The sequence below is a fragment of the Ferrimonas aestuarii genome (genome assembly GCF_005116665.1).
GTDB lineage: Bacteria > Pseudomonadota > Gammaproteobacteria > Enterobacterales > Shewanellaceae > Ferrimonas > Ferrimonas aestuarii.
In genome coordinates this window covers 131,692-152,340 of the sequence record NZ_SWCJ01000008.1, presented here as the reverse complement: position 1 = coordinate 152,340, position 20,649 = coordinate 131,692, and the positions used below count along the sequence as shown (strand labels likewise).

Genomic DNA, 20,649 nt, shown 5'->3' with positions numbered 1-20,649 from the left:
ACGTGGTGGGTCGTGAAGGATTCGAACCTTCGACCAATTGGTTAAAAGCCAACTGCTCTACCAACTGAGCTAACGACCCACGCAATTTGTGTTCCAGCATCGTTTGGTAGCGATGCCTTTTGGAATACGTGGTGGGTCGTGAAGGATTCGAACCTTCGACCAATTGGTTAAAAGCCAACTGCTCTACCAACTGAGCTAACGACCCACGCAATTTGTGTTCCAGCATCGTTTGGTAGCGATGCCTTTTGGAATACGTGGTGGGTCGTGAAGGATTCGAACCTTCGACCAATTGGTTAAAAGCCAACTGCTCTACCAACTGAGCTAACGACCCACGCAATTTGTGTTCCAGCATCGTTTGGTAGCGATGCCTTTTGGAATACATGGTGGGTCGTGAAGGATTCGAACCTTCGACCAATTGGTTAAAAGCCAACTGCTCTACCAACTGAGCTAACGACCCACGCAATTTGTGTTCCAGCACCGTTTGGTGACGATGCCTTTAGGAATATGTGGTGGGTCGTGAAGGATTCGAACCTTCGACCAATTGGTTAAAAGCCAACTGCTCTACCAACTGAGCTAACGACCCACTCTGCGTCTTTCGAGGAGTGCCTCATCCGACGGGCGGCTATAATACCAATTTGGAGTTGGCGCGCAACAAGAAATCCAGCTTTTTTGACCCTTTGCGCACAAAAACGGCGAAGCGTTCAAAAAAACAAGCTTCAAGCTAAGGTTTTGCTCCAATTAGCCTTTTGCCAGTTCTTTTTTGGCTAAATCTGCAGCATTGCTATTCGCATACTCTTTAACCACCTGCTGAAAATAGCGATTTGCTGACGCTTTATCACCTTGAGCAGAGGCAATTTTGCCAAGTTTAAGCAAAGAGTCAGCACGCTTGGCTGAGTCAGGGTAGCGATTTACCACAGTAGAAAACGCCCCTTGAGCTTCGCCCATCTTATTTTGGTTAAACAGCAGTTGGCCTAACCAATAGTAAGAGTTAGCAGTATAGGAAGACTGCGGGTAGTTTTCGATAAACTGACGGAACGCCGGAATCGCATCGTCATAACGACGCTGCTTAAGCACCAGATCAACGGCCTGCTGGTAAGCATCCGCCTCTGACAAAGTCAAAGCCGGCGTAGCCGTAGGCTGAGCTGAGGTTGCAGGCGCGGCAGAATCTGCAGCAGGTGCGGCCTTAAAGCCCTCTTCGATGCGAGCCAACTCTTGATAAAGCTGACGTTGACGCTCAATCACCTGTTGAAGCTGATATTGCTGACTTTCCGCTTGACCACGCAGCTCAGACACTTCGGATTGAAGCTGATCGAACATCTGCTGCATATGAAGTTGAGCTTGGTTGCGGGCTTTCATCAAGCGCTCAAGGCGAGTCACTCGGGATTCAAGGTCATTGGAGGCAAAGGAGGAGGAGGCGGTTTGATTTTCAGCTGCTTCTATAACGGGAGCGGGCGCAGCCTGAAGCTGCGCCCCCACCATCAGAAGAGCCGTTGCAATAACAGCTTTCTTCATAATTTAACCGTTTCGATTAGTAAACCAGTACAGCGCGACGGTTTTTAGCGTGAGCGGCGTCGGTTGCAGATGCATCCAGAGGCTTCTCTTCGCCGTAAGAAACGATAGAGATCTGAGAGGACAGTACGCCCAGACCTTGAATGTAACGAGAAACCGCTTTCGCACGACGCTCGCCAAGAGCGATGTTGTACTCAGGAGTACCGCGCTCATCAGCGTGACCTTCGATCAGCACTTTAACGCTTGGGTTTTCGATCAGGTAGTTCGCGTGAGCTTCCAGCAGCTCAGCGTACTGAGCTTGAATGTCACTGCGATCGAAATCGAAGTACAGGATGTGCTCTTTGCGCAGCTCTTGATACTTAAGACGCTGCTGCTCAGCTGGAGTCAGTACTGGCTCAACTGCGCCAGTTTGAACGCCAGTGTTCACTTGCTCATTGGTATTATTAGATCCAGTCTGGGACTGGGAATCGCTGTCAGAGGTACTGGAGCACGCTGTCAGCGCCAGAGCTGGTACAGCAATCAGCATACCTTTGAGTAGGCTATTCAGTTTCATCTGATTTTTCCTTTTAAAATAAATTCTTTCCAATCAAAGATAAGGCGACCAAGACGGCGCTTTAACACTACCTACCAGGGTTGGAAGCCGAGCCTTAAATCGACCATCTACCGAAACGGCAGCCAAAACTTGGCGACCATTGTGACTTGTCCCATAGATGATCATGGTGCCATTCGGGGCCACACTCGGTGATTCATCCAGATAGGTTTCTGTCAGTACGTCCATAAAGCCGGTAGAAAGCTCCATGCGCGCAATATGATAACGGCCATTTGTCCGATTCACCATTACCAAGTAGCGACCATCAGGGGTCACAGAACCCCCAAGGTTCCATTCTCCCTGGAAGGTCAAACGTTGGATCCTTCCGGTATCCAAATATACTCGATAAATTTGTGGTCGACCACCCCGTTCTGACGTGAAAATCAACGATTTACCGTCAGGATGCCAACTTGGTTCGGTATCGATAGCATAATGGTTAGTAATTCGGCGCAATGATTTGGTCGCCAGATCCATGACGTAGATCTCAGAATTACCATCTTTGGACAAACTCATGGCCAATTGCGTGCCATCAGGAGACCAAGCTGGGGAGCCATTAATGCCGCTAAAGCTCGTCAAACGCTCACGCTTTTGGGTGTACAGATCTTGAATGTAGATCTCAGAGCGGTTGTTCTCAAACGACACATAAGCCAGTTTGCGACCATCTGGAGACCACGATGGTGACATCAGCGGCTCTTTGGAGCGCAGCAGCACCTTTTCGTTATAACCATCGTAGTCGGCAACGCGAAGCTGAAACTTAAACGCGTCAGCATCGTCCACGGTCACATAGGCAATTCGGGTCAGGAAGGCTCCTTTAATTCCAGTCAGTGCTTCATACACAAGATCGGAGATACGGTGGCCATATTGACGGAACTGACTGGCGCGAATCACCGTGTCACGACCTTCCAGAATATGATCCTGAGTGGCCACTAACTCGCCGTTAAACAGCCCTTTGGACTCGCCGCCGGTCATCTGAGCACGAACCAAGTCAATCAGCTCGAAGCTCACCTGATACTGATCTGGACCAAATTCGCTGATTTTTCCGACCACCACGGCTTCGGCGCCGGTGGCAATCCATTTATTCAGATCCATCTCCGATGCCGCCGATGGCTGAGCTGGCATCAAGCCTTGAGATATGGGATTAAAAGTGCCAGAGCGGCGAAGATCCGATGAAACCACGTCCGCCAATTGTGACGGCATCTGTCCCTGCCCTTGCCAAACGAAAGGCACCACCGCAACGGGTCTTGCCGCATCAATGCCTTCAGTAATGACAATCTCCAGCGTCGCTTGAGCTGGGGCCAAAAAGGCGCACCAGGTCAAGATGGCTGCTGTTATCTGCTGTATCAATCTCATTGGTTTTTCACTATTGCTCTGGTTGAACCGTTAAATCAATTTCTTTCATCTTGTCGTAAACATCAGGCTCAGGAGACACCGGCAGGCGACCTGCTGAGTTGATGGCCGCTTGGGTGGCTCGGCATACGCTGGTGTCACCACCTAAGGTTTGGCTGGAGATCACAAAGCCATCTTTGGCCAGCTTGATCTTCACCTTACACTCCTTGCCGCGCATGCTGGTGTCGGTACGTAGGTTACGCTTGATCGCTTGAGTAATCAGCACCGTGTAACGATCCACCTCCGACAGCACCTGACGATTTCGAGCCGCCGATAGCGCCGCTTGCTCCGCCGCTAATTGGTCAGCAAGTTCTTGCTCACGTTTAGCTTGTGCCTCTTTACGCTTGCGCTCCTCTTCGGCTTTACGCTTACGCTCCGCTTCCTCTTTGGCTTTGCGTTTGCGCTCCTCTTCGGCCTTGCGCTTACGTTCAGCTTCCGCCTTACGAGCCGCGTCTTCTGCAGCCTTACGCTCTTTCTGAGCCTTTTGCTTCGCGGCTTCTTCGCGCTTGCGCTGCTCAGCCAGTTTCTTGGCTTGCTCTTGCTCTTTCTTCTGCTTCAGCTTGGCCTGACGGGCCGCCTCTTCCGCCTTTTTAATTTCGAGTTGTTTGCGCTTGCGATCCTCTTCGAGCTTACGAAGCTGTTCGGTTTCACGCTTGCGGCGCTGCTCAATCTCTCGCTGGCGTTTACGCTCGGCTTCTGCCTCCGCCGCTTTGGCGCGCTTAATGCGCTCCACCTGTTCTTGTACCTGAGCCTGATCCACAACCACCGCCTGAACCACGGGAGCGGATACCCCCTTGGGCTGAGGCTTTGGTGTGGATTGCAGCTCGACGCCAAATATCAGCAGGGCAATTAAGCCACCATGAAAAATAAGCGATAGAACAAAGGGAACGGTTAATTTTTGTTGCTGCATCTACTGCTCCGCACTGTCCGTCATCAAACCGACGGAGGGCACTCCAGCCCGCTGTAAACTCACCATCAGTTGAATCACATCATCATAACTGACGCTGCGGTCCCCCTTCACTACCACCGGACGTTGCGGATCCAGTTGCAGTTCCGCGGCCACCAAAGCCGCCAGTTCATCCAAAGAGAGGGAGCGATCGTCTTTCACGCTGCCGTTATCGAGGAAGTAATCTCCCTCCTTGGTTACTGACGCAACCAAAGGCGGCTTTGAATCTTTCTTAAGAGGTTCCGCTTCCCCTTGGGGCAGGTCCACTTTCACCCCTTGGGTGATAATGGGCGCGGTCGCCATAAAGATAATCAGCAGTACCAACATCACATCGATGTAGGGCACCACGTTAATCTCAGCGACTTTGCGACGGCGTTTGCGCTGAAATCCTTGCATTAACGGGCTTCCTTATCGTTGAAGGCCTGACGGTGCAAAATACTGGAAAACTCTTCGATGAAGTTGATGTAACTGTTCTCCAGCTTTTCCACTTTGGTGGAGTAACGGTTAAAGAAGATCACCGCTGGAATCGCCGCAAACAGGCCCATTGCCGTTGCAATCAACGCTTCGGCGATGCCTGGTGCCACCATGTTCAAGGTGGCATTTTGCACTGCACCCAACGCGATAAAGGCATTCATGATGCCCCACACGGTACCAAACAGACCGATATATGGGCTGGTGGAACCGATGGTGGCAAGCAGGGAAAGGTTGGACTCTAATTTGTCCACTTCACGGGACAACGCCACGCGCATGGCGCGCTGGGAGCCATCCATAATGGCACCGCCGCTGGAGGCGGTTTGACTCAGGCGCATGTACTCTTTGAAACCGGCGACAAACAGCAGTTCCATACCAGAGTTGCGTTCAGGGCGAGCAGAGAGTTCTTGATACAGGCGGGTCAGATCCACCCCTGACCAGAATTTGTCTTCGAAACGACGAGCATGAGCGGTGGCGTGATTCAAAATCGTTCGCCGCTGAATGATCACCGCCCAACCGGTTATCGACAGCAGCAGCAACATCAGCATCACCAGTTTTACCAATAAACTGGCTTCTAAAAACAAACTAATAAACGAAATTTCAGCTGACACGAGCTAGCTCCTGCTTAATGGACTTAGGAATAGGTTGAGGTTTAAAGCTAGTGGCATCGACACAAACCACTTTGACGTCCGCTTGGCAATAGACTTGCCCGTCTTGATCAAGCAGTTGCTGCTCAAATGCCATGCTGGCACCACCCAATTTGGTTATCTGGGTATCGACCACAAGTTGTTGGTTGAACTTTGCCGGACGAACAAAATCAAGGTTGATGTTGCTGACCACAAACACCACCCCTTGCTGCATCAGTTCATCCTGTTCAAACCCACTTTGCCTTAGCATCTCAGACCGAGCATGCTCAAAGAAGTTCAAGTAGTTAGCGTGATATACCACCCCGCCCGCGTCGGTATCAGAGTAATACACCCTTATTGGCCACTGAAACGCCATTCCTCACCTATAGGGTCTATGTAATTGTTGTAATGACCGCTCACTATACCTTATGGCTAGGCGCTATGGCAGAGCCTAAGGTTGCACAATGGTAAACTTATGCGAATTTTGCGACCGAATTATAAACAAAAACTCTGTCTGCCCAGTGTTTGCTGTAAAAATGGCCAATTAAACTGACAAAAAAGGGGAGCATCGTGCTCCCCCTTCGGTTTAGTTAATCGTCTTTGGAATCTCTAGGCCAAAGTTCTGCCATAGGAAGGCATAGATATCTCGATACTCCGCAATTCGCATCGACGTCGGCTTACCGGCACCGTGACCCGCTTTGGTTTCAATTCGGGCAATAACCGGTGCTGGTCCCTGCTGCTGGTGCTGAACCTCTGCGGCAAACTTAAAGCTGTGAGACGGCACCACTCGGTCATCGTGATCGGCGGTCATCACCATGGTCGCTGGGTAGTCTCGCTTGGCCACGTTGTGCAGCGGCGAGTAGGCATACAGATACTCAAAGTCGGCTTTGTTATCGGCACTGCCATATTCCGGCGTCCACGCCCAACCGATGGTGAACTTCTGATAACGAAGCATATCCAGAACACCCACGGCAGGAAGCACCGCGGCAAACAGATCCGGGCGCTGAGTCAACGCGGCTCCCATTAGTAGGCCACCGTTACTGCGGCCATAGGCACCCATCTTATCGCTATTGGTGAAACCGTTATCGATCAGGTACTCCGCTGCCGCGTAGTAATCGTCAAACACATTTTGCTTGCGCTCCAACATGCCTTGCTGGTGCCACTTTTCACCATACTCTGCACCACCACGAAGGTTTGGCACCGCGTACACGCCGCCCATGTCCAACCAAGCGATGGTTGCCGGAGAGAAGCGTGGCGTTAGTGAGATATTAAAACCACCATAGGCGTACAGCAGAGTTGGGTTATCACCGCTGCGTTTAAGCCCCTTTTTATAGGAGATCATCATCGGCACGCGGGTACCATCTTTGCTGGTATAGAACACCTGCTCAGACACGTAGTCTTTCGGATCGAACGCCACATCCGGTTGGGTAACGCTGTCTACCTTATTGCTAGCAAAGTCATAGCGATAAACCGCGGTCGGTTGGATGTAAGAGTTAAACAGGAAGTGGAAGCTGGTATCTTTACGTTCGCCACTGATGCCGTTAACACTGCCGGCGCCAGGAAGACTCAAGTCGCCGGTGTGCTTGCCATTGAGATCGAACAGGCTCACTTGCGCCAGCACATCTTTCATGTAACGAACCACGAAATGATCGTTGATCAGGCTTGCACTGGCTAAGGTGTTCTTCGACTCAGGCACCAACTCTTTCCAATTGGCTTTTTCAGGCTTGTTAACATCGATGGCGATGATGCGACCTTGTGGCGCCTGGTAGTTGGTCTGGAAGTAGAACGTGGAATCGTCGTTACCAAGGTAGCCGTACTCAGCCTCAAACTCAGAGATCAGCTCAACGGTTTTTCCGGTTGCCAAATCTTGATAGAAGAACAGGTTACGAGAGTCGGTGCCTTTGGACACATAGATAAGTAGGTACTTACCATCGTCGGATAGCTCAGCGCCAAACCCCCAATCTTTCTGATCTTTGCGCTCATACACCAACACGTCTTCTGACTGGTCGGTGCCTAAACGGTGATAGAACACTTTCTGGAAGTAGTTGGCCTGCTCCATCTTATCGTCGCCAGCTTTTGGCGCATCGTAGCGGGAATACCACACTCCTTTGCCCTCTTTATCCCACGAGGCGGAGGAGAATTTGATCCACTCCAAGGTGTCGGTAAGAGGCTGACCGCTGCTCAGGTCAAGAAACTGCCACTGCTGCCAGTCAGAGCCCGACTCAGAGGTGCCATAAGCCAACCAGCGACCATCTTTACTAATGCTCACGCCAGACAGGGCAACCGTGCCATCCGCAGACAGAGTATTTGGGTCTAAAGCAACCTGAGGATTGCTGCCATCTTTATTGGCACGGTAAAGAACCGACTGGCTCTGCAGGCCATCATTGCGGTAGAAAAATTGGTAATCACCTTTGATAAAAGGCGCACTCAATCGCTCGTAGTTCCACAGCTGGGTGATACGCTGTTCAATGACATCTCGATTGTCGATGCCTGACAAGTAATCATTGCTGTACTGTTGTTGACGTTTAACCCAGTCTGCGGTTTCTGGGCTGTCTAGATCCTCAAGCCAACGATATGGATCGGCGACTTTAGTGCCATGAAGGTCTTCCACCACATTTTGACGAACCGATTCCGGCATGACCGAGGTCGTCAATGGCTCCTGTTCGGTACTCTGGCACCCAGCCAAAAGCCCCAACCCCAATAGCGAAAATGCTAACGCACGCATGATGCATCCTTATTAGTGTTTGTTCTTATCCCGCAGCCACTATAACGAATCCAACCTTGGTCACCAAGCCCAGACAAAAGTTGCATTAATATTCTTTAACTTTGATTATTTTTGTGAACCGATACATCCTAGGGGCGCAAACCGAGATCTAGCCAGTAACCGCGTGTTTTCAATGGAACTAATTGATTTTTAGGCAACACAAGTAATATTAGAAAAAGTTATCCGAAAAGGTAATTTTTTTTGGTTGTCTAACCCTAAGTAACTCCCATAAAATGACAGCCATTGAGGAGAGAACGACTCATTAAGTGTCCAATTTCCGGCTAGGCTGACACTAAGCAAAGTCAGTTTGGTTTAAAGGTTCTTTTGCTTAACTTCCTTCTTTTTTGTTGATTGCAATTTCGGCCTACAGAACTTCTGTAGGCCTTTTTTCTTGTCTGAGAAATAGATGTAACAATCAAAGCTCTGATTGTTTATTAGAGTAGAAAGTGAAAAGGGCCTGAACAGGCCCTTAGTAAAACATCACAAATCCGGTTATCACAAACACCATCAAGATGGTGCAGGCGGTTATCGGATACAAAAGATAACCGTCCCCTGCTCGCCTAGCTCTTAGCTTTGCCAGCTGCAGCAGGGTTAACTGCAGCGCTATCACACTGCCACCGGCCACCAAGCTGGAAAACAAGCTCAGACTTGGCAGTTTCATCACCACCAATACTGCCACCAGCCAGTTAACCAAAATCAGGTACAAAAACACTTTCTGCAGTCGATCTGGGCCGTTGCGAACAAAGCCTGAAGCTTTATTTGTACTAGAAGCTGCCTTTTGCTCACTCATAACGAAGCCTTGGTTGATTGCCTTGGGCTTTTGATTTGGCTTGCATCAGTTTCTGAGAGGACAGGCCGTGCTGTCTCTGCAGTTTATCCTGACCCGCTTCACTTAAAATGAACAGCTCGATGCGTCGGTTTGCCGCTGCCAATGGGTCGTCACGATTTAGAAGCATCTGATCGGCGTACCCTGCCACTTGCAGCACTCGATTGGGATCGACACCACCGACCACCAAGGCTCGGCGAGCTTCCAATGCTCGTAGTGAGGACAACTCCCAGTTGGTGGTTTTCATTCCAGCAAAGGGCGCCGAGTCCGTATGGCCGCTGATAACAAAACGGTTATCAAGAGGAGCCAGCAGATCCGCTAAAGACAGCATCAGATCTTCAAAATAAGGCTGCATCTGCGTTTGACCACGCTTGAACATAAATTTATCGGAACCATCCTGAATCAAGATGCGTACCCCTTCAGGAGTCACTTCAACCGCCATCTGATCAGAGAGGCCACTCTGCTGCATTAATTGCTCCACCTGCGCCACCAACATGTTGAGCTTGATCTGGCTTGGGCTGTCGCCAGCAATCAGGGTATTGAGCTCTTTGCCCTGACCGGCTTTGGCGTCTTGCTCACCTTCTGGAATATTATTGAACATCGCAACGCCTGCTTGCTCGGCGCCGGTTCCCGTTGCCGGGATCCCCGCTTTGTCAATGCTAGGCCGTCCTTCGAAGTCAATAATGGAGCTGTTAACACTGGTGGCTAAGGGGTTAGCACCTTGCTCAATTGGCGGACCATTGAGCTTCTGCACAATGGCTTTACGCTCCTGCTGATCGGCAATCTGCATCAGCCACATGACCATGAAGAAACACATCATTGCCAATGTAAAATCAGCAAAGGCGACTTTCCATGCTCCGCCATGGCTACCTCCGTGCTTGTTCTTCTTTTTCTTCTTAATGATCACGGGATTCTTTCCATGCTGCATCAGAGTTGTTGCGCCTCTAGCCAGCGTTCAACTTCGATAAAGCTCGGCCGGTTCTCTGATTGAATCTGTCTACGGCCAGCATCAATACAAAGTAACGCAGGCTTCCCTTTACTGTGCATCACCAATATGGCGGTCATGCACCTCAATCTAGCACTGTGGCGATCGACTAAATGCTCCAGAGCCGTCGCCAGTGGATCAAACATGCAATAGCAGGCAAAGATACCGATGAACGTACCCACCAGCGCGGCTGCCACTTTTACCCCAATCAGGGTCAATGGGCCATCAATACTACCCATGGTAATGATTATCCCCATCACCGCCGCCAAAATACCAAATCCAGGCATGGCTTCCGCGACTTTGGACAATGCTTCAGAGGGGCGAAGGTGATCTTCATGAATTCGCTCAACTTCCTCTTCCATAAGTGCCTCGAGATCGTGGGGATCAACCTTGGCCATCGATTGCAAACGCAGGTTATCGATCAAGAACTGAAGTAATTCCGGTTGCTTAAGCACCGCGGGATACATTAAAAACAGTGAGCTTTCATCGGGATTTTCAATATGCTCGTCGAGCACCTTCATCCCTTGGGCTTGCAACTGCCCCAGCAATACGTGCATCAGGCCGAACAGTTGTGGGTAGAGCTCTGGGTCTTCCACTTCGGCCTTCCATAGCTCACTCAATTGGCTTTTCATGTCTTTCAGCACCGACAAAGGGTTAGCAATAAATAGCGCACCAATACCCGCCCCGAAGATGATCACCAACTCAGATGGCTGCCACAGGTTGCCCATGTTGCCACCATGGGACATGTAACCGCCAAACACAGTAGCGAGCAAAAATACGAAACCTAATAACTTCTTCATCGACTATGTCTCTACTGTTGTCCGTGCCAGTGACTTAAAATTTCTTGTAGCTGCTTAACCGCCAATTTATGCAGTTGGCAAACTCGTGATTCGGTTAGATTCAAGGTTAACGCAATCTCTTTAAGGTTCAGTTCATGCTGATAATACAAACCAAGCACCAGCTGCTCCCGCTTATTCAGCTTCGACAGTGCCTTCACCAGCGTGCGCTTGTCGATAAAGCTGGGTTGCCCATCGCGGCTTTGCTCTGGCTCAACTCCTTGCTGGAACAGGTCGTCCAAACTTTGCATCGACTCAGCCTGACTGGCGTACAAGCGCTCCCTAAGCTGCTCTGGACTTAGCCCCATGGCATCAGCAATCTCAGCATCTTTAGGTGGTCGGCCAAGGGTACGGGTTAAGGTTCGTACGGCGTCATTAAATTCATGAGCTTGTTGACGAACTGGGCGAGGACGCCAATCCAAGCGCCTGAGTTCATCTAAAATGGAGCCTCGGATACGTTTGCTAGCAAAATTAATAAATCCACCATCGAGTTCGCCAGGATAGCGCCTCAGTGAATCCAGCAAAGCCATCATGCCAATCTGTTCCATATCTTGGATCTCCAACTGACTGCCGCAATGGCTTCGCAGTTGATTGACAGCTTTTTTGACTAACGGTAGATACTGCTGCAGCAATTGAGATTCACTTCCCTGTCTCTGCTGCGCGCCATAGTCAAGTGCTTCAGCTAGCATAGTGTCTCCTACTGAACCACCAGACGCGTAATAAGAACCGCATCCAGTTGAACTTCAAATCCATGTTTAATCAGTACCGCTTGAAGCACTTCTCGGGCTTCGTCCTGAAGTTGCTCCAAATGATTGGTGTCATTGAGGGTATCGATAGATTTATTGCCCATGAGCTTAATCATGGTGTTTTTCAGCACCGCATCACTGGCAATCAGCTTGGACTCCATCTCTTCACTTGGGCTCTGAAGTGCCATTTCAAGTAGTAGATATCGAGGGTAGCGCTCGCCAGGAAGTGAGATGACCAATTTATCCAACGGATAAAATTTATTCGGTTCAGGCTTCTCTTCGTGAGACAGGAAAGGCAGGTTGAAGGTTTCGGGTTTATCGACCCCAAACACACCAAACACCACCAGTGCCACAGACCAAAAAATAAAAACTACAGCCATCAGCGACCGCTTTAGCCCTGTACTCATCGCCATCTAATGCTCCTTTAAGCGAGGGTATTAACCAAGTCGGAACTTGAGGTGCTACTCAACTCGGTAAATTCTTGTTCACTCTCTACAGCGACCAGAATGTCTGCAGACTTAAATTGTTCTGGCTCGGCATCAGAGCGGGCGTCTCCCTGACCAACATCGACGCTAACCTGCTCACTGAAGCCTTGCGTCATCTCTGCACGTAGACGTTCTGCACCGCTCGCCAGCGCTTCTCGAACCATGGGATTAGCAGCGTTAAGCTGAACGCTAATTCGATCCCCATCTTGACGAATGGTCATCTCCACACGTCCAAGCTCTGGTGGATCTAAGCGCAGCTCAGCCTTTTTAATTCCTTGATCCACACTAAAGCGGAACTGATCACGCAGGGGCAGCAACATCTCTTTACCGAACTGAGTCATATCCCCATTGGCTGGTAAGCTCAATGGTCCCCATACAGAGCTGGTGTTCGCTCGGATAGCAGCTTGTGCAGAGTGAGTCAACGGCCCTATCCCGGCAGCGTCAGTAGATGCGACGGTGGACTGACCTGAAGCAGAACCACTTCCCTCTAGACTGACACCAAGTGGCATCGTCGAGCTAGCGCTATGCTTTACGCCGCCTTGAAGTATCTGCTGAAATTGCTGCAAAGAGAGATTTCCGGAAGTCGAGCCAGTTGTAATAGAGGCGCTATAATCAGCGGCCAAAATAGCGTTGCCGCCAATGCCTGCGGCACTCGGCTGATTCACAGTGGCAGATTGAGGCATTGCATTGCTAGCAGCCACCCCACTCCGCTCCACGGTGGTTTCGCGGACCAAGCGACTCACTAAATCAGTAGGACGCACCACACTTTGCGTCAGATCGGCAGTCAAAGTTGCTGTATTTGGCTGAGTCGCCGCGCTTGCAGACGCTTGGCTAAAGTGCTGAGTTTCGCCGGTTGCACTCTGTTCGGTAGCAACCTGAGTCAAAGTTAACGCTGAGGCATTACCCGGCTGCGAACCCTCGCTCTTAGCCCAGTTTTCTGGCAGCGTGGCGAAGACGCCCTCCTCGATGCCCGAAGCAACAGACGTAAATGCGCCTTCAGTCTCGCCCTCACCCTCTGAAGTTTCGAGAACGAATTCGCCCAACATCTCTTCGCTGAAACCAACACCGTAAGGCGACAGAGCATCCACTTCTGCTGATGCACTCTCTTTTGAGCTTGAGGACGAATATGCCTTGGCGAAGCTCTGAAGTGATTCAGATTGAGTTTTTGCTGGCGTATTACCGTTAAGCGCCCTGGTTGAAGTCGCATCCACGCAAGGAGCAATAGACTCCGATGCCCCATAGGAGCTGGGTGAGCTCTTAACTGACGTCAAACTGGCTAAATCAACGTTCACCACTTAACTCCGTTTGATGATAAGCCGACAGGCCTTCGCGGCTGGTTTGAAACTGTTTCATCTTTTGGGACAAATCCTCTTTGGAGGTGATTAATTGATTCAAAACCTTTCGATGAACCTTGGCCAATTCCATGCGCGCTTGCCGCTGCTCTTCGTCGTCGGGCTTACCGACTTGAATCAGCAGCTGGCGTAGCTTTTGATCAATCAATGCAACGCGAGCCCAGTCTTCTTTTGCAGCAAATTGCTCCAGAGCTAGGCCAAATTTCTGCCACTGTTTAATTGAGATTTTCCCAACCGGCTCTGACATCGTTTATCACTCTTACTACTGCTGATAGTTCACTGGCATCATTTTTCACGCTGGCAAGCAGCAGTTGGTTGCTGCTGTACTCATACAAACGATGTAAGTTGGTAGCCACTTCCCCGCCATTTTCCAGGTCCAGCATGCTATCTAATCCATGAACAATGTTGATGCACTTCTGCAGGCTCAACCCTTTGGCTTCAAACTGTTTTTCATGAATATGCCCCTCGGCACGGGCCAGCTCTTCGAGTAGGCCATCAAGCAGCATACGAACCATTTCGTGTTGGTTTGCGGCTGCGGCTCGAGCATCTAAGCTCGTTGCCTTGTACGCATTAAAAGGGTCTTGCTCAGCAAACATAGTGCTTCCTATTAGTAGAATAATCCCGCGGTGCTTTGCATCGAGGTTACGTATTGTTCCATTGCAGTAAACTGAGCGAGATAACGCTCATAGGTTTTGGTCATCTGACGATCGTAACGGCTGATATCTTCCTCGAGACGCTCGATATTGTTGCCAATGTTCTTCTGCTTTTGATCGATATAGCCTTCTCGCTCGCTGTATGGGTCAACAATGTTATCCATACGCTTGATGTAGCCGGTATCCCCGGTAAACATCGCTTCAACAGCGGAAGAATTGGATTTAAGCGCTTCTTCGAGTTTCTTATCATCCACCGTTAGCTTTCCGCTTCGATCCAGCTCGATGCCAATGTCGGATAGACGCATGCCATTAGCAGAAGGTTGGAAAACCTCTTGCTGTAAACGGGATTTCAGCATGCGGATGGACGTATCGCCCTTCAGAATTCCAATCTGATCTTCAGAGATTTTCTTCGTCTCAGATTTCTTATCGTCTTCGGAGTCTTCACTATCGCTATCTGATGAATCGTCTTCTAAAGTCGAGCCCATGCTCTGAGTAAGAGACGACAGTTGACTCATCAAGGTATTAAAGGTGTCAACGAAATCGTTCACCGCCTTTGAGGTGGACTCGGTATCACTGCCGACGGTGATCGTGCTGGACTCGCCGGCAGCATGGGCTTCCGTCAGCTCCAAGCTGATGCCATCAATCACATTTTCAACGTAATTGGTGCTGCTGGTAATGCTGACCCCATTCAATGAAAATTTGGCATCTTGAGCCGCAACCATGGTTGTAAACCCAAAACCGGAATCGTCCTGAGTCACTTTGATTTCATTGGCAGTTCCGGTCTCTTTTGACGTGAGCATCAGCTCAACTGAACCATCACCTTTTCTCAGTAGGGAAGCCTGTACGCCGGTATCCCCGGAATTGTTATTTATGTAGCTAACCAGCCCGGAGACCTTGCCATCACCACTGGCGTTGACGACTGAGAAATCGATGGTCATGGTTTCGCCGTTAGCTTCGATCTCGAGAATGCCACTGGTTGGCAATGGGGCATCTTCCCCTGCAAAGCTCGCACTCAACTGGCTTGCTTTTGCCAGTTGATCCACAACTAGGGTGTAATCACCTGCTGGGGCGTCTGCACCAACGTTTACTTTGGCGATGTCTTCATCAGAGATACTGCCGGACTTCGCATTAAATGCGTCCTTATCCAAAGACTCTAGGTCCTTGGTCATCTCTTTCAGTGACTTTTCTAAAAGATCGTAGGCGTCTTTCTGAGCCGTGTAGTTGGTTTTCTTATTGGCGTAATAACCATCCTTCGCAGCTCGCTCAACTGAAACCAGTTGTTGTGCCATTTGCGATGCCGACATTCCGGAAATCATACAAACTCCTCGTAGCTAACCTGCAGCACCATGCGAATTTCATGCCACCAGTAAATACAAAATAAAAACAAAAACTTAATATTCGTATACGGAACAAATAGCGACAAAGCCTCTTGATTATTCCGCCGGTAAGGAAAGCGCACTTCCGCTTCAAAGCTAAACCTAACCGTTACACTGCAAAGGCGACCTAGGGGAGTAAAAACTAAAATCCGAATCGCGTCGAACGCCTAATTTGTCACCGTATTTTGAACACAAGTAAAGTGGCAAGACTGCGGAGTCCCTGACCAGAGGAGATAGGGAGAAAAGGGATGCCCCTATTGAAGCGCAAAACGCGCCTCAACATGGGCTACTTGAGTAAAGACTGAGTTTGATTGCGACTGGCGTTGGCCTGAGCCATTAGATTTCGGATTCGCTGGGAGAAGGTATTCCCGGTTAGCAGATTATTAAGCTCCAACAAGTTGCTTTCCAATTGAGCTGCACCGAGTTGGCCCTTTACCCCTTCCAGTAACTGCTTCTGCTGCGATAACAGCGAACTGACTTGATTTAATTGCCTAGTTAACTGAGCGATTACTCCTTTAATTTGGGGAAGTAACTTTTGACGCTCACTATGAGTCGAAAACAGCCAACCTTTAGGGTCTTGCCAGGCATGAACTTCAGCCAGTTTAATTGGCACAAAATCCCCAGCAGGCAGACGCTGTCCCTGGCCTCTCATCATTAACTGACCATTCAAACCCTGCCACACAGGTTCATCGCAACTAAAGGTCAACTTCTGCTGATGTACTTCAGCATTGATGCCAAAAGAGGACATCAGGCTAGACAGCACCCTGATCAGCTCAACCGGCTCGGCCCCCGCAGGAAGCACGACTTTGGAAACCGAATGATGGCGACAGTGAATCTCCTCCATTCGGGATTTCTCCGTCAGTAAGTTCACCCCGCCTAGAGTGAACATCCGCTTGGACGGTTGCGATTGGAAAAAGCGAATCTGCATGCGGTTATCAAGCAGCGGTTCTCCCTGAAACCCGTTTGGCAAAGACAAAATTCGACGATGCAACAATTGTCGCTTCCGCGCCTCTTTTGCCTCATCCCCACCCTCACTCACTACCTTATAGAAAGACTTCATTAATTTGAGTAGAGGTCCGATGGCACCAACAGAGGCTTCGGCCAGCAGCAGAGACTTGTGACGCTGGGTAATTTTCTCCCAACGTTGATAGCTGCTTAAACGGTGCTGAGACAACGGCACCAATAGGTTGGTTGGCGCCGCTATCGCGGCGCTAGTGGGAGTAGTGGTCGCCGCAGCGGTTAATCTAGGCTGACCACCAACTGCGGGAATGCGCGGTTCATTAACCGGAGAGAGCATTAATTACAACTCATTAAATAGCGAAAGTTGACTGATCTTGACGTAGCTTTGTTGGGTCACCTGCAACGCCACCAGCATGGTCTCATATTCGGTCACGGCTTCGGCATAATCCAAGCCTTCAATTTCACCAATCAACTGCTCACTGTATAGCTGCATATCTTGATGGGAAGACTCCATCAAACTAAGGCTATTTTGGCGACCACCAATGTCGGTCATGGCACCAGTAACACTGGTTAAAGTAGAGTCCAATGAGTCCATCATCTGGTCAAGCTCACCATCAAAGGCCGCATCCCCAGGGGTCAATGTTGGATCCTCTAGAACGGTAATAAAATCATCCAACTGATTGAAGATGTCATCACCACCACCACTGAAGAACAGTTCACTCCCGGGGGTATTGGCCTCGATCCACGTAGAGTCAGAGACTTGAACTTTACGGCTATTGCCGTCACCGCCATATACGTAGTTTCCAGATGCGTCTTTCGATATCGCAGGAGCGTCGGTTTGATTGCCGCTGAAGATGTAGTTGCCTTTATCGTCTTTAGCATTGGCTTGATCGACCATCGCCTCTTGAAGCTGTTTAAGCTCATTGGCATAAGCTTGGCGATCTTCTGCAGACGTGGTACCACTGCCTGCCGCGGTAACGATCTCTCGCATCCGATTCTGAATGTCCACCATGGTACTCATGTGGCTCTCGTTTCGGCTCAAGCTATCCGATACCGCACCAATGTTCTTCATATACTGATCGGTAGCAGCGTGCTCACGCTGAACCGTTAATACCTGCACGGCACCAATGGGGTCGTCTGAAGGCTTTAGGATACTTTTACCGAAGGACATCTTTGACAAGCTATCCCCTAAGGAAGCGGTCGTATTCTGCATACTGTACAGACTGTTCATATACAGCGACTGATTAGATACTCGCATCATTACTCCTAAAACGCATTCAATACAGATTGAAACAGCTGGTCGGCGGTTGAAATCACCTTAGAGTTCGCTTGATATGCTTGCTGATACACAATCAAGTTCACCGCTTCTTCATCTAGGTTTACACCGCTACTGCTGGCCCACTCCGTCTGAGCACGAAGTAAAGACTGTCCACTTGACTGAGCATCCATTTTCGCTTGCGCACTCTCAGAACCAAGCTGTCCCAACTTGGTGGCATAAGCTTGCCCCATGGTGGCATCAACGCCCAATGAGGCAAAATGAATTGGCTTGTTAGCTAAGTCGATGGCATCTTGAAGATTCGAGTTATCTCCTGGGGTGCCGTCTTTACCAAAGGCCAACATATCCGCTGTAAACCCATCGCTTACCTTCAATGTTCCCGCCGGATTACTGGGGTCGTAGGTAAACAGATCCAAGGTCGGCGGATTGCCATTAAGATCGGTTCCCGCTGCGAATACCGCATTCATCTCATCAGCAATAGCCACTGCCAACTCATCAATGAACTTTTGAGATTCGGCTAGGCTGTCATCTCGGTATTCAAGCAGAGCACCCATGCTGCCGCCCATCTCATCGTTAAGAGGAAACTTCTGGTCACCAAAATCCAAGCTAACTTGACCAATCTCAGGGTTTGTTGGATCCGGGCTGTACTTAAGCTCAGCCGCTGAGGTGCCAACCACCAGTGGTTGACCTTGCTGCAACGACAAATTGATCGTGCCATCGGCGTTATCCGTCACAGTCACATCCATCAACTTAGACAGTTCTGCAATGGCATTATCTCGCTCGTCGAGCAACTCCGGCGGCGTACCATCCAAACCACCAAAGCTTTTCACCTCCGCATTCAGTCGCGAGATTTGATTCAGATACACATTCGCTTGAGAAACCGATGCGCCCATCTGACTTTCAATTTGGTTAAGCTGCGTCTGCAAACCATCATCAATGGAATTGAATCGTAGGCTTAGATTGCTCGCCTCATTCAGAACTGCTTGACGAGTTGCAATGTCATCGGGGGCTAACAGGCTCGCATTTAACGCCGCAAACAAACTGTCCAAGCCAGTTGAGATATTTGAACCATCGGCTCCAAACACCTGTTCGACCTGCCCGTAATAACTCGCTTGAGTTTCGTAGTAGGACGCAGTCGTTTGGGATGTCCACACCTGTTCAACTAGGTACTGATCAGCAATTCGACGCACACCGGTGACGCTCACGCCGCCGCCATAAGGGCCGTGCATGGACGACTCCAGCATCACCTGCTGACGGCTGTAACCAGGTACAGCGGCGTTGGCGATATTGTTAGAGGTGACGTTCAGGGCCGCTTGGCTGGCATAAATGCCAGACATGCCAATGTTCAACATGTTACTCATACTGCGTCCTTAACAACAAAGGGGAGAATTACCGCTTGTTGCATCGCTTTGGTTGTCGGTTGTTGTGGTTCTATAGCGACAGCGGAAGTCTCTGACTTAAATTCCCCACCCAATTGTTTGGTCAGTGCTTCAACCAGAGGCGAGCCGGTTTTTCCACTGAGAGATAACGCCAGCTGAGAGTCATACATGTCCTGAAACACCGAATCGCCCATGGAGGATAACGCGCTATCTTCCGCAGCCAGCACCTCATTGGCCGAACGCATATGTTTAAGTACCGTTTGTAAAAACTGAGCTTCAAACTGCTCGCTCACCGCTTGAATCGCGCCATCTTGACCATGTTTTGAGATCAGAGTGTTGGCATCCAGATGTTGAAGGTAATTGGCAGATTCGATTTTCATTAGATAACTACTAGCTCCGCATCCAGCGCGCCTGCTTCTTCAAGCGCCTGTAAAATAGCCATTAAATCCGCTGGGGCTGCGCCCAAAGAGTTAACCGCTTTAACGATCTCTTCCAATGATGTGCCCTCAGGCCAAACAAACATTTTTCCGTCGCCCTGATCGATGTCGATGGTGCTGTTGTTCGTCACCACGGTATCACCGCCGCCAAAAGCATTTGGTTGGCTTACCTGCGGCTGCTCGACAATTGCTACAGTAAGAGTGCCATGGGCCACTGCCGCTTTATGAACTCGGACATCGGCTCCCATCACCACAGTGCCGGTTCGGCTGTTAAACACCACCCGTGCTGGTTGCCTTCCTGGTTCGATTTCGAGCTCTTCGAGCATCGACATAAAGGTCACTCTCTGGCGAGGGTCTTCCGGCGCAGTCACCCGCACTTTGGCGTTACTTTGCGCCTGAGCCACATTCGGTCCGAATTGACGATTGATCACCCGTTCGATGTTTCGAGCAGTCTTAAAGCTCTGCTTTTTCAAATTCAAAATAACGTCTGAATCCTCTAGAAAGCTGCTCGGAATACTCTGCTCAATCAACGCACCATTGGGAATGGTGCCTACGGTGGGGACGTTAATGGTTACTGATGAACCATTTTTTCCTTCCGCCGTCATACCGCCAACCACCAAGTTTCCCTGAGCAACGGCGTATACTTCACCATCAACCCCTCGCAGTGGGGTTAGCAATAATGTGCCGCCTCGTAAGCTCTTTGCATCTCCCAAGGAGGACACCGTGATATCCAACTGTTGACCAGGGCTTGCCAGAGGCGGCACCGTGGCATGAATGGCAACCGCGGCGACGTTTTTCAGCTTAGGATCTGAGGTGCCATCAATCTGCACCCCAAACTGCTTCAACATATTGACAACAGACTGGGCGGTAAACTTAACCTGGCTGCGATCCCCTGAGCCAGACAACCCCACCACCAATCCATAACCGACCAACTGGTTATTTCGGATGCCTTGAACGTCAACCAGATCCATCAGCGGACGAGTCTGAGGCGCGGCGAAAATCCCGAAGGAAAGTAAACTGAGTAGCAATACGAGTAGACGCATCATA

The 20,649-nt window shown here is 50.0% G+C and carries 22 protein-coding genes and 5 tRNA genes; all 27 read right to left on the bottom strand.

Going from position 1 to position 20,649, the window contains the following annotated elements; translation table 11 throughout:
* Positions 1-3: 3 nt before the first annotated feature.
* The 27 genes from FCL42_RS12425 to FCL42_RS12295 all read right to left on the bottom strand — a co-directional run bounded on the left by FCL42_RS12425 (position 4) and on the right by FCL42_RS12295 (position 20,648).
* A tRNA-Lys gene (locus FCL42_RS12425) sits at positions 4-79 on the bottom strand.
* Between the two features lie 50 nt (positions 80-129).
* A tRNA-Lys gene (locus FCL42_RS12420) sits at positions 130-205 on the bottom strand.
* A gap of 50 nt (positions 206-255) precedes the next feature.
* Positions 256-331: transfer RNA gene (locus tag FCL42_RS12415), tRNA-Lys, on the bottom strand.
* A gap of 50 nt (positions 332-381) precedes the next feature.
* A tRNA-Lys gene (locus tag FCL42_RS12410) sits at positions 382-457 on the bottom strand.
* A 50-nt stretch (positions 458-507) separates the two neighbouring features.
* Positions 508-583, bottom strand: a tRNA-Lys gene (locus FCL42_RS12405).
* Between the two features lie 155 nt (positions 584-738).
* Entirely contained in the window at positions 739-1,512 is a 774-nt protein-coding gene (gene ybgF, locus FCL42_RS12400; RefSeq protein ID WP_136863741.1) for a tol-pal system protein YbgF, read from the bottom strand.
* 16 nt (positions 1,513-1,528) lie between these two features.
* Entirely contained in the window at positions 1,529-2,062 is a 534-nt protein-coding gene (pal, locus tag FCL42_RS12395; protein ID WP_136863740.1) for a peptidoglycan-associated lipoprotein Pal, read from the bottom strand.
* A gap of 33 nt (positions 2,063-2,095) precedes the next feature.
* A complete protein-coding gene (tolB, locus tag FCL42_RS12390) occupies positions 2,096-3,448 on the bottom strand; it encodes a Tol-Pal system beta propeller repeat protein TolB (RefSeq protein ID WP_136863739.1) in 1,353 nt (450 codons plus the stop codon).
* Positions 3,449-3,458: 10 nt separating this feature from the next.
* Positions 3,459-4,394 (bottom strand): cell envelope integrity protein TolA, encoded by a 936-nt coding sequence (gene tolA / locus FCL42_RS12385; protein WP_136863738.1) that lies wholly within the window; start codon positions 4,392-4,394, stop codon positions 3,459-3,461.
* Complete coding sequence (gene tolR, locus FCL42_RS12380) at positions 4,395-4,826, bottom strand: protein TolR (RefSeq protein ID WP_136863737.1); 432 nt, start codon at positions 4,824-4,826, stop codon at positions 4,395-4,397.
* Positions 4,826-5,512 carry a protein TolQ gene (gene tolQ, locus FCL42_RS12375; RefSeq protein ID WP_136863736.1) on the bottom strand — a complete coding sequence of 229 codons (687 nt, stop codon included), beginning with the start codon at positions 5,510-5,512 and terminating at the stop codon, positions 4,826-4,828. The genes tolR and tolQ overlap by 1 nt, the downstream gene beginning before the upstream one ends.
* Entirely contained in the window at positions 5,502-5,903 is a 402-nt protein-coding gene (ybgC, locus tag FCL42_RS12370; RefSeq protein WP_136863735.1) for a tol-pal system-associated acyl-CoA thioesterase, read from the bottom strand. The genes tolQ and ybgC overlap by 11 nt, the downstream gene beginning before the upstream one ends.
* A 210-nt stretch (positions 5,904-6,113) precedes the next feature.
* Complete coding sequence (locus FCL42_RS12365; protein ID WP_136863734.1) at positions 6,114-8,252, bottom strand: prolyl oligopeptidase family serine peptidase; 2,139 nt, start codon at positions 8,250-8,252, stop codon at positions 6,114-6,116.
* A gap of 508 nt (positions 8,253-8,760) precedes the next feature.
* Positions 8,761-9,081, bottom strand: a complete 321-nt coding sequence (locus tag FCL42_RS12360) for a hypothetical protein (RefSeq protein WP_136863733.1) — start codon at positions 9,079-9,081, stop codon at positions 8,761-8,763.
* The gene (locus FCL42_RS12355; protein WP_229359855.1) at positions 9,074-10,024 is read right to left on the bottom strand and encodes a flagellar motor protein MotB; all 951 of its coding nucleotides are present in this window, start codon (positions 10,022-10,024) and stop codon (positions 9,074-9,076) included. Before FCL42_RS12355 ends, FCL42_RS12360 begins: the two co-directional genes overlap by 8 nt.
* Positions 10,025-10,044: 20 nt before the next feature.
* Positions 10,045-10,902, bottom strand: coding sequence for a flagellar motor stator protein MotA (gene motA / locus FCL42_RS12350; RefSeq protein WP_136863731.1), 858 nt, complete (start codon positions 10,900-10,902; stop codon positions 10,045-10,047).
* A gap of 11 nt (positions 10,903-10,913) precedes the next feature.
* The gene (locus tag FCL42_RS12345) at positions 10,914-11,627 is read right to left on the bottom strand and encodes an RNA polymerase sigma factor FliA (RefSeq protein WP_136863730.1); all 714 of its coding nucleotides are present in this window, start codon (positions 11,625-11,627) and stop codon (positions 10,914-10,916) included.
* 8 nt (positions 11,628-11,635) lie between these two features.
* The gene (locus FCL42_RS12340) at positions 11,636-12,097 is read right to left on the bottom strand and encodes a flagellar basal body-associated FliL family protein (protein ID WP_136863729.1); all 462 of its coding nucleotides are present in this window, start codon (positions 12,095-12,097) and stop codon (positions 11,636-11,638) included.
* 11 nt (positions 12,098-12,108) lie between these two features.
* Positions 12,109-13,461: a flagellar hook-length control protein FliK gene (locus FCL42_RS12335; protein ID WP_136863728.1), complete on the bottom strand. Its 1,353-nt coding sequence runs from the start codon at positions 13,459-13,461 to the stop codon at positions 12,109-12,111.
* On the bottom strand, positions 13,451-13,768 hold the full coding sequence (locus FCL42_RS12330; protein WP_136863727.1) for a hypothetical protein: 318 nt from the start codon (positions 13,766-13,768) through the stop codon (positions 13,451-13,453). The genes FCL42_RS12335 and FCL42_RS12330 overlap by 11 nt, the downstream gene beginning before the upstream one ends.
* The gene (gene fliS / locus FCL42_RS12325) at positions 13,737-14,117 is read right to left on the bottom strand and encodes a flagellar export chaperone FliS (RefSeq protein WP_136863726.1); all 381 of its coding nucleotides are present in this window, start codon (positions 14,115-14,117) and stop codon (positions 13,737-13,739) included. Before fliS ends, FCL42_RS12330 begins: the two co-directional genes overlap by 32 nt.
* Positions 14,118-14,128: 11 nt before the next feature.
* Positions 14,129-15,490 (bottom strand): flagellar filament capping protein FliD, encoded by a 1,362-nt coding sequence (fliD, locus tag FCL42_RS12320; protein ID WP_136863725.1) that lies wholly within the window; start codon positions 15,488-15,490, stop codon positions 14,129-14,131.
* Positions 15,491-15,836: 346 nt separating this feature from the next.
* Complete coding sequence (locus FCL42_RS12315; RefSeq protein WP_136863724.1) at positions 15,837-16,847, bottom strand: hypothetical protein; 1,011 nt, start codon at positions 16,845-16,847, stop codon at positions 15,837-15,839.
* A gap of 3 nt (positions 16,848-16,850) precedes the next feature.
* Positions 16,851-17,768, bottom strand: coding sequence for a flagellar hook-associated protein FlgL (gene flgL / locus FCL42_RS12310; protein WP_136863723.1), 918 nt, complete (start codon positions 17,766-17,768; stop codon positions 16,851-16,853).
* A gap of 8 nt (positions 17,769-17,776) precedes the next feature.
* Complete coding sequence (gene flgK / locus FCL42_RS12305; protein WP_136863722.1) at positions 17,777-19,147, bottom strand: flagellar hook-associated protein FlgK; 1,371 nt, start codon at positions 19,145-19,147, stop codon at positions 17,777-17,779.
* Positions 19,144-19,545, bottom strand: a complete 402-nt coding sequence (locus FCL42_RS12300) for a rod-binding protein (protein ID WP_136863721.1) — start codon at positions 19,543-19,545, stop codon at positions 19,144-19,146. The genes flgK and FCL42_RS12300 overlap by 4 nt, the downstream gene beginning before the upstream one ends.
* Positions 19,545-20,648 (bottom strand): flagellar basal body P-ring protein FlgI, encoded by a 1,104-nt coding sequence (locus tag FCL42_RS12295; RefSeq protein ID WP_136863720.1) that lies wholly within the window; start codon positions 20,646-20,648, stop codon positions 19,545-19,547. Before FCL42_RS12295 ends, FCL42_RS12300 begins: the two co-directional genes overlap by 1 nt.
* Position 20,649 lies beyond the last annotated feature (1 nt).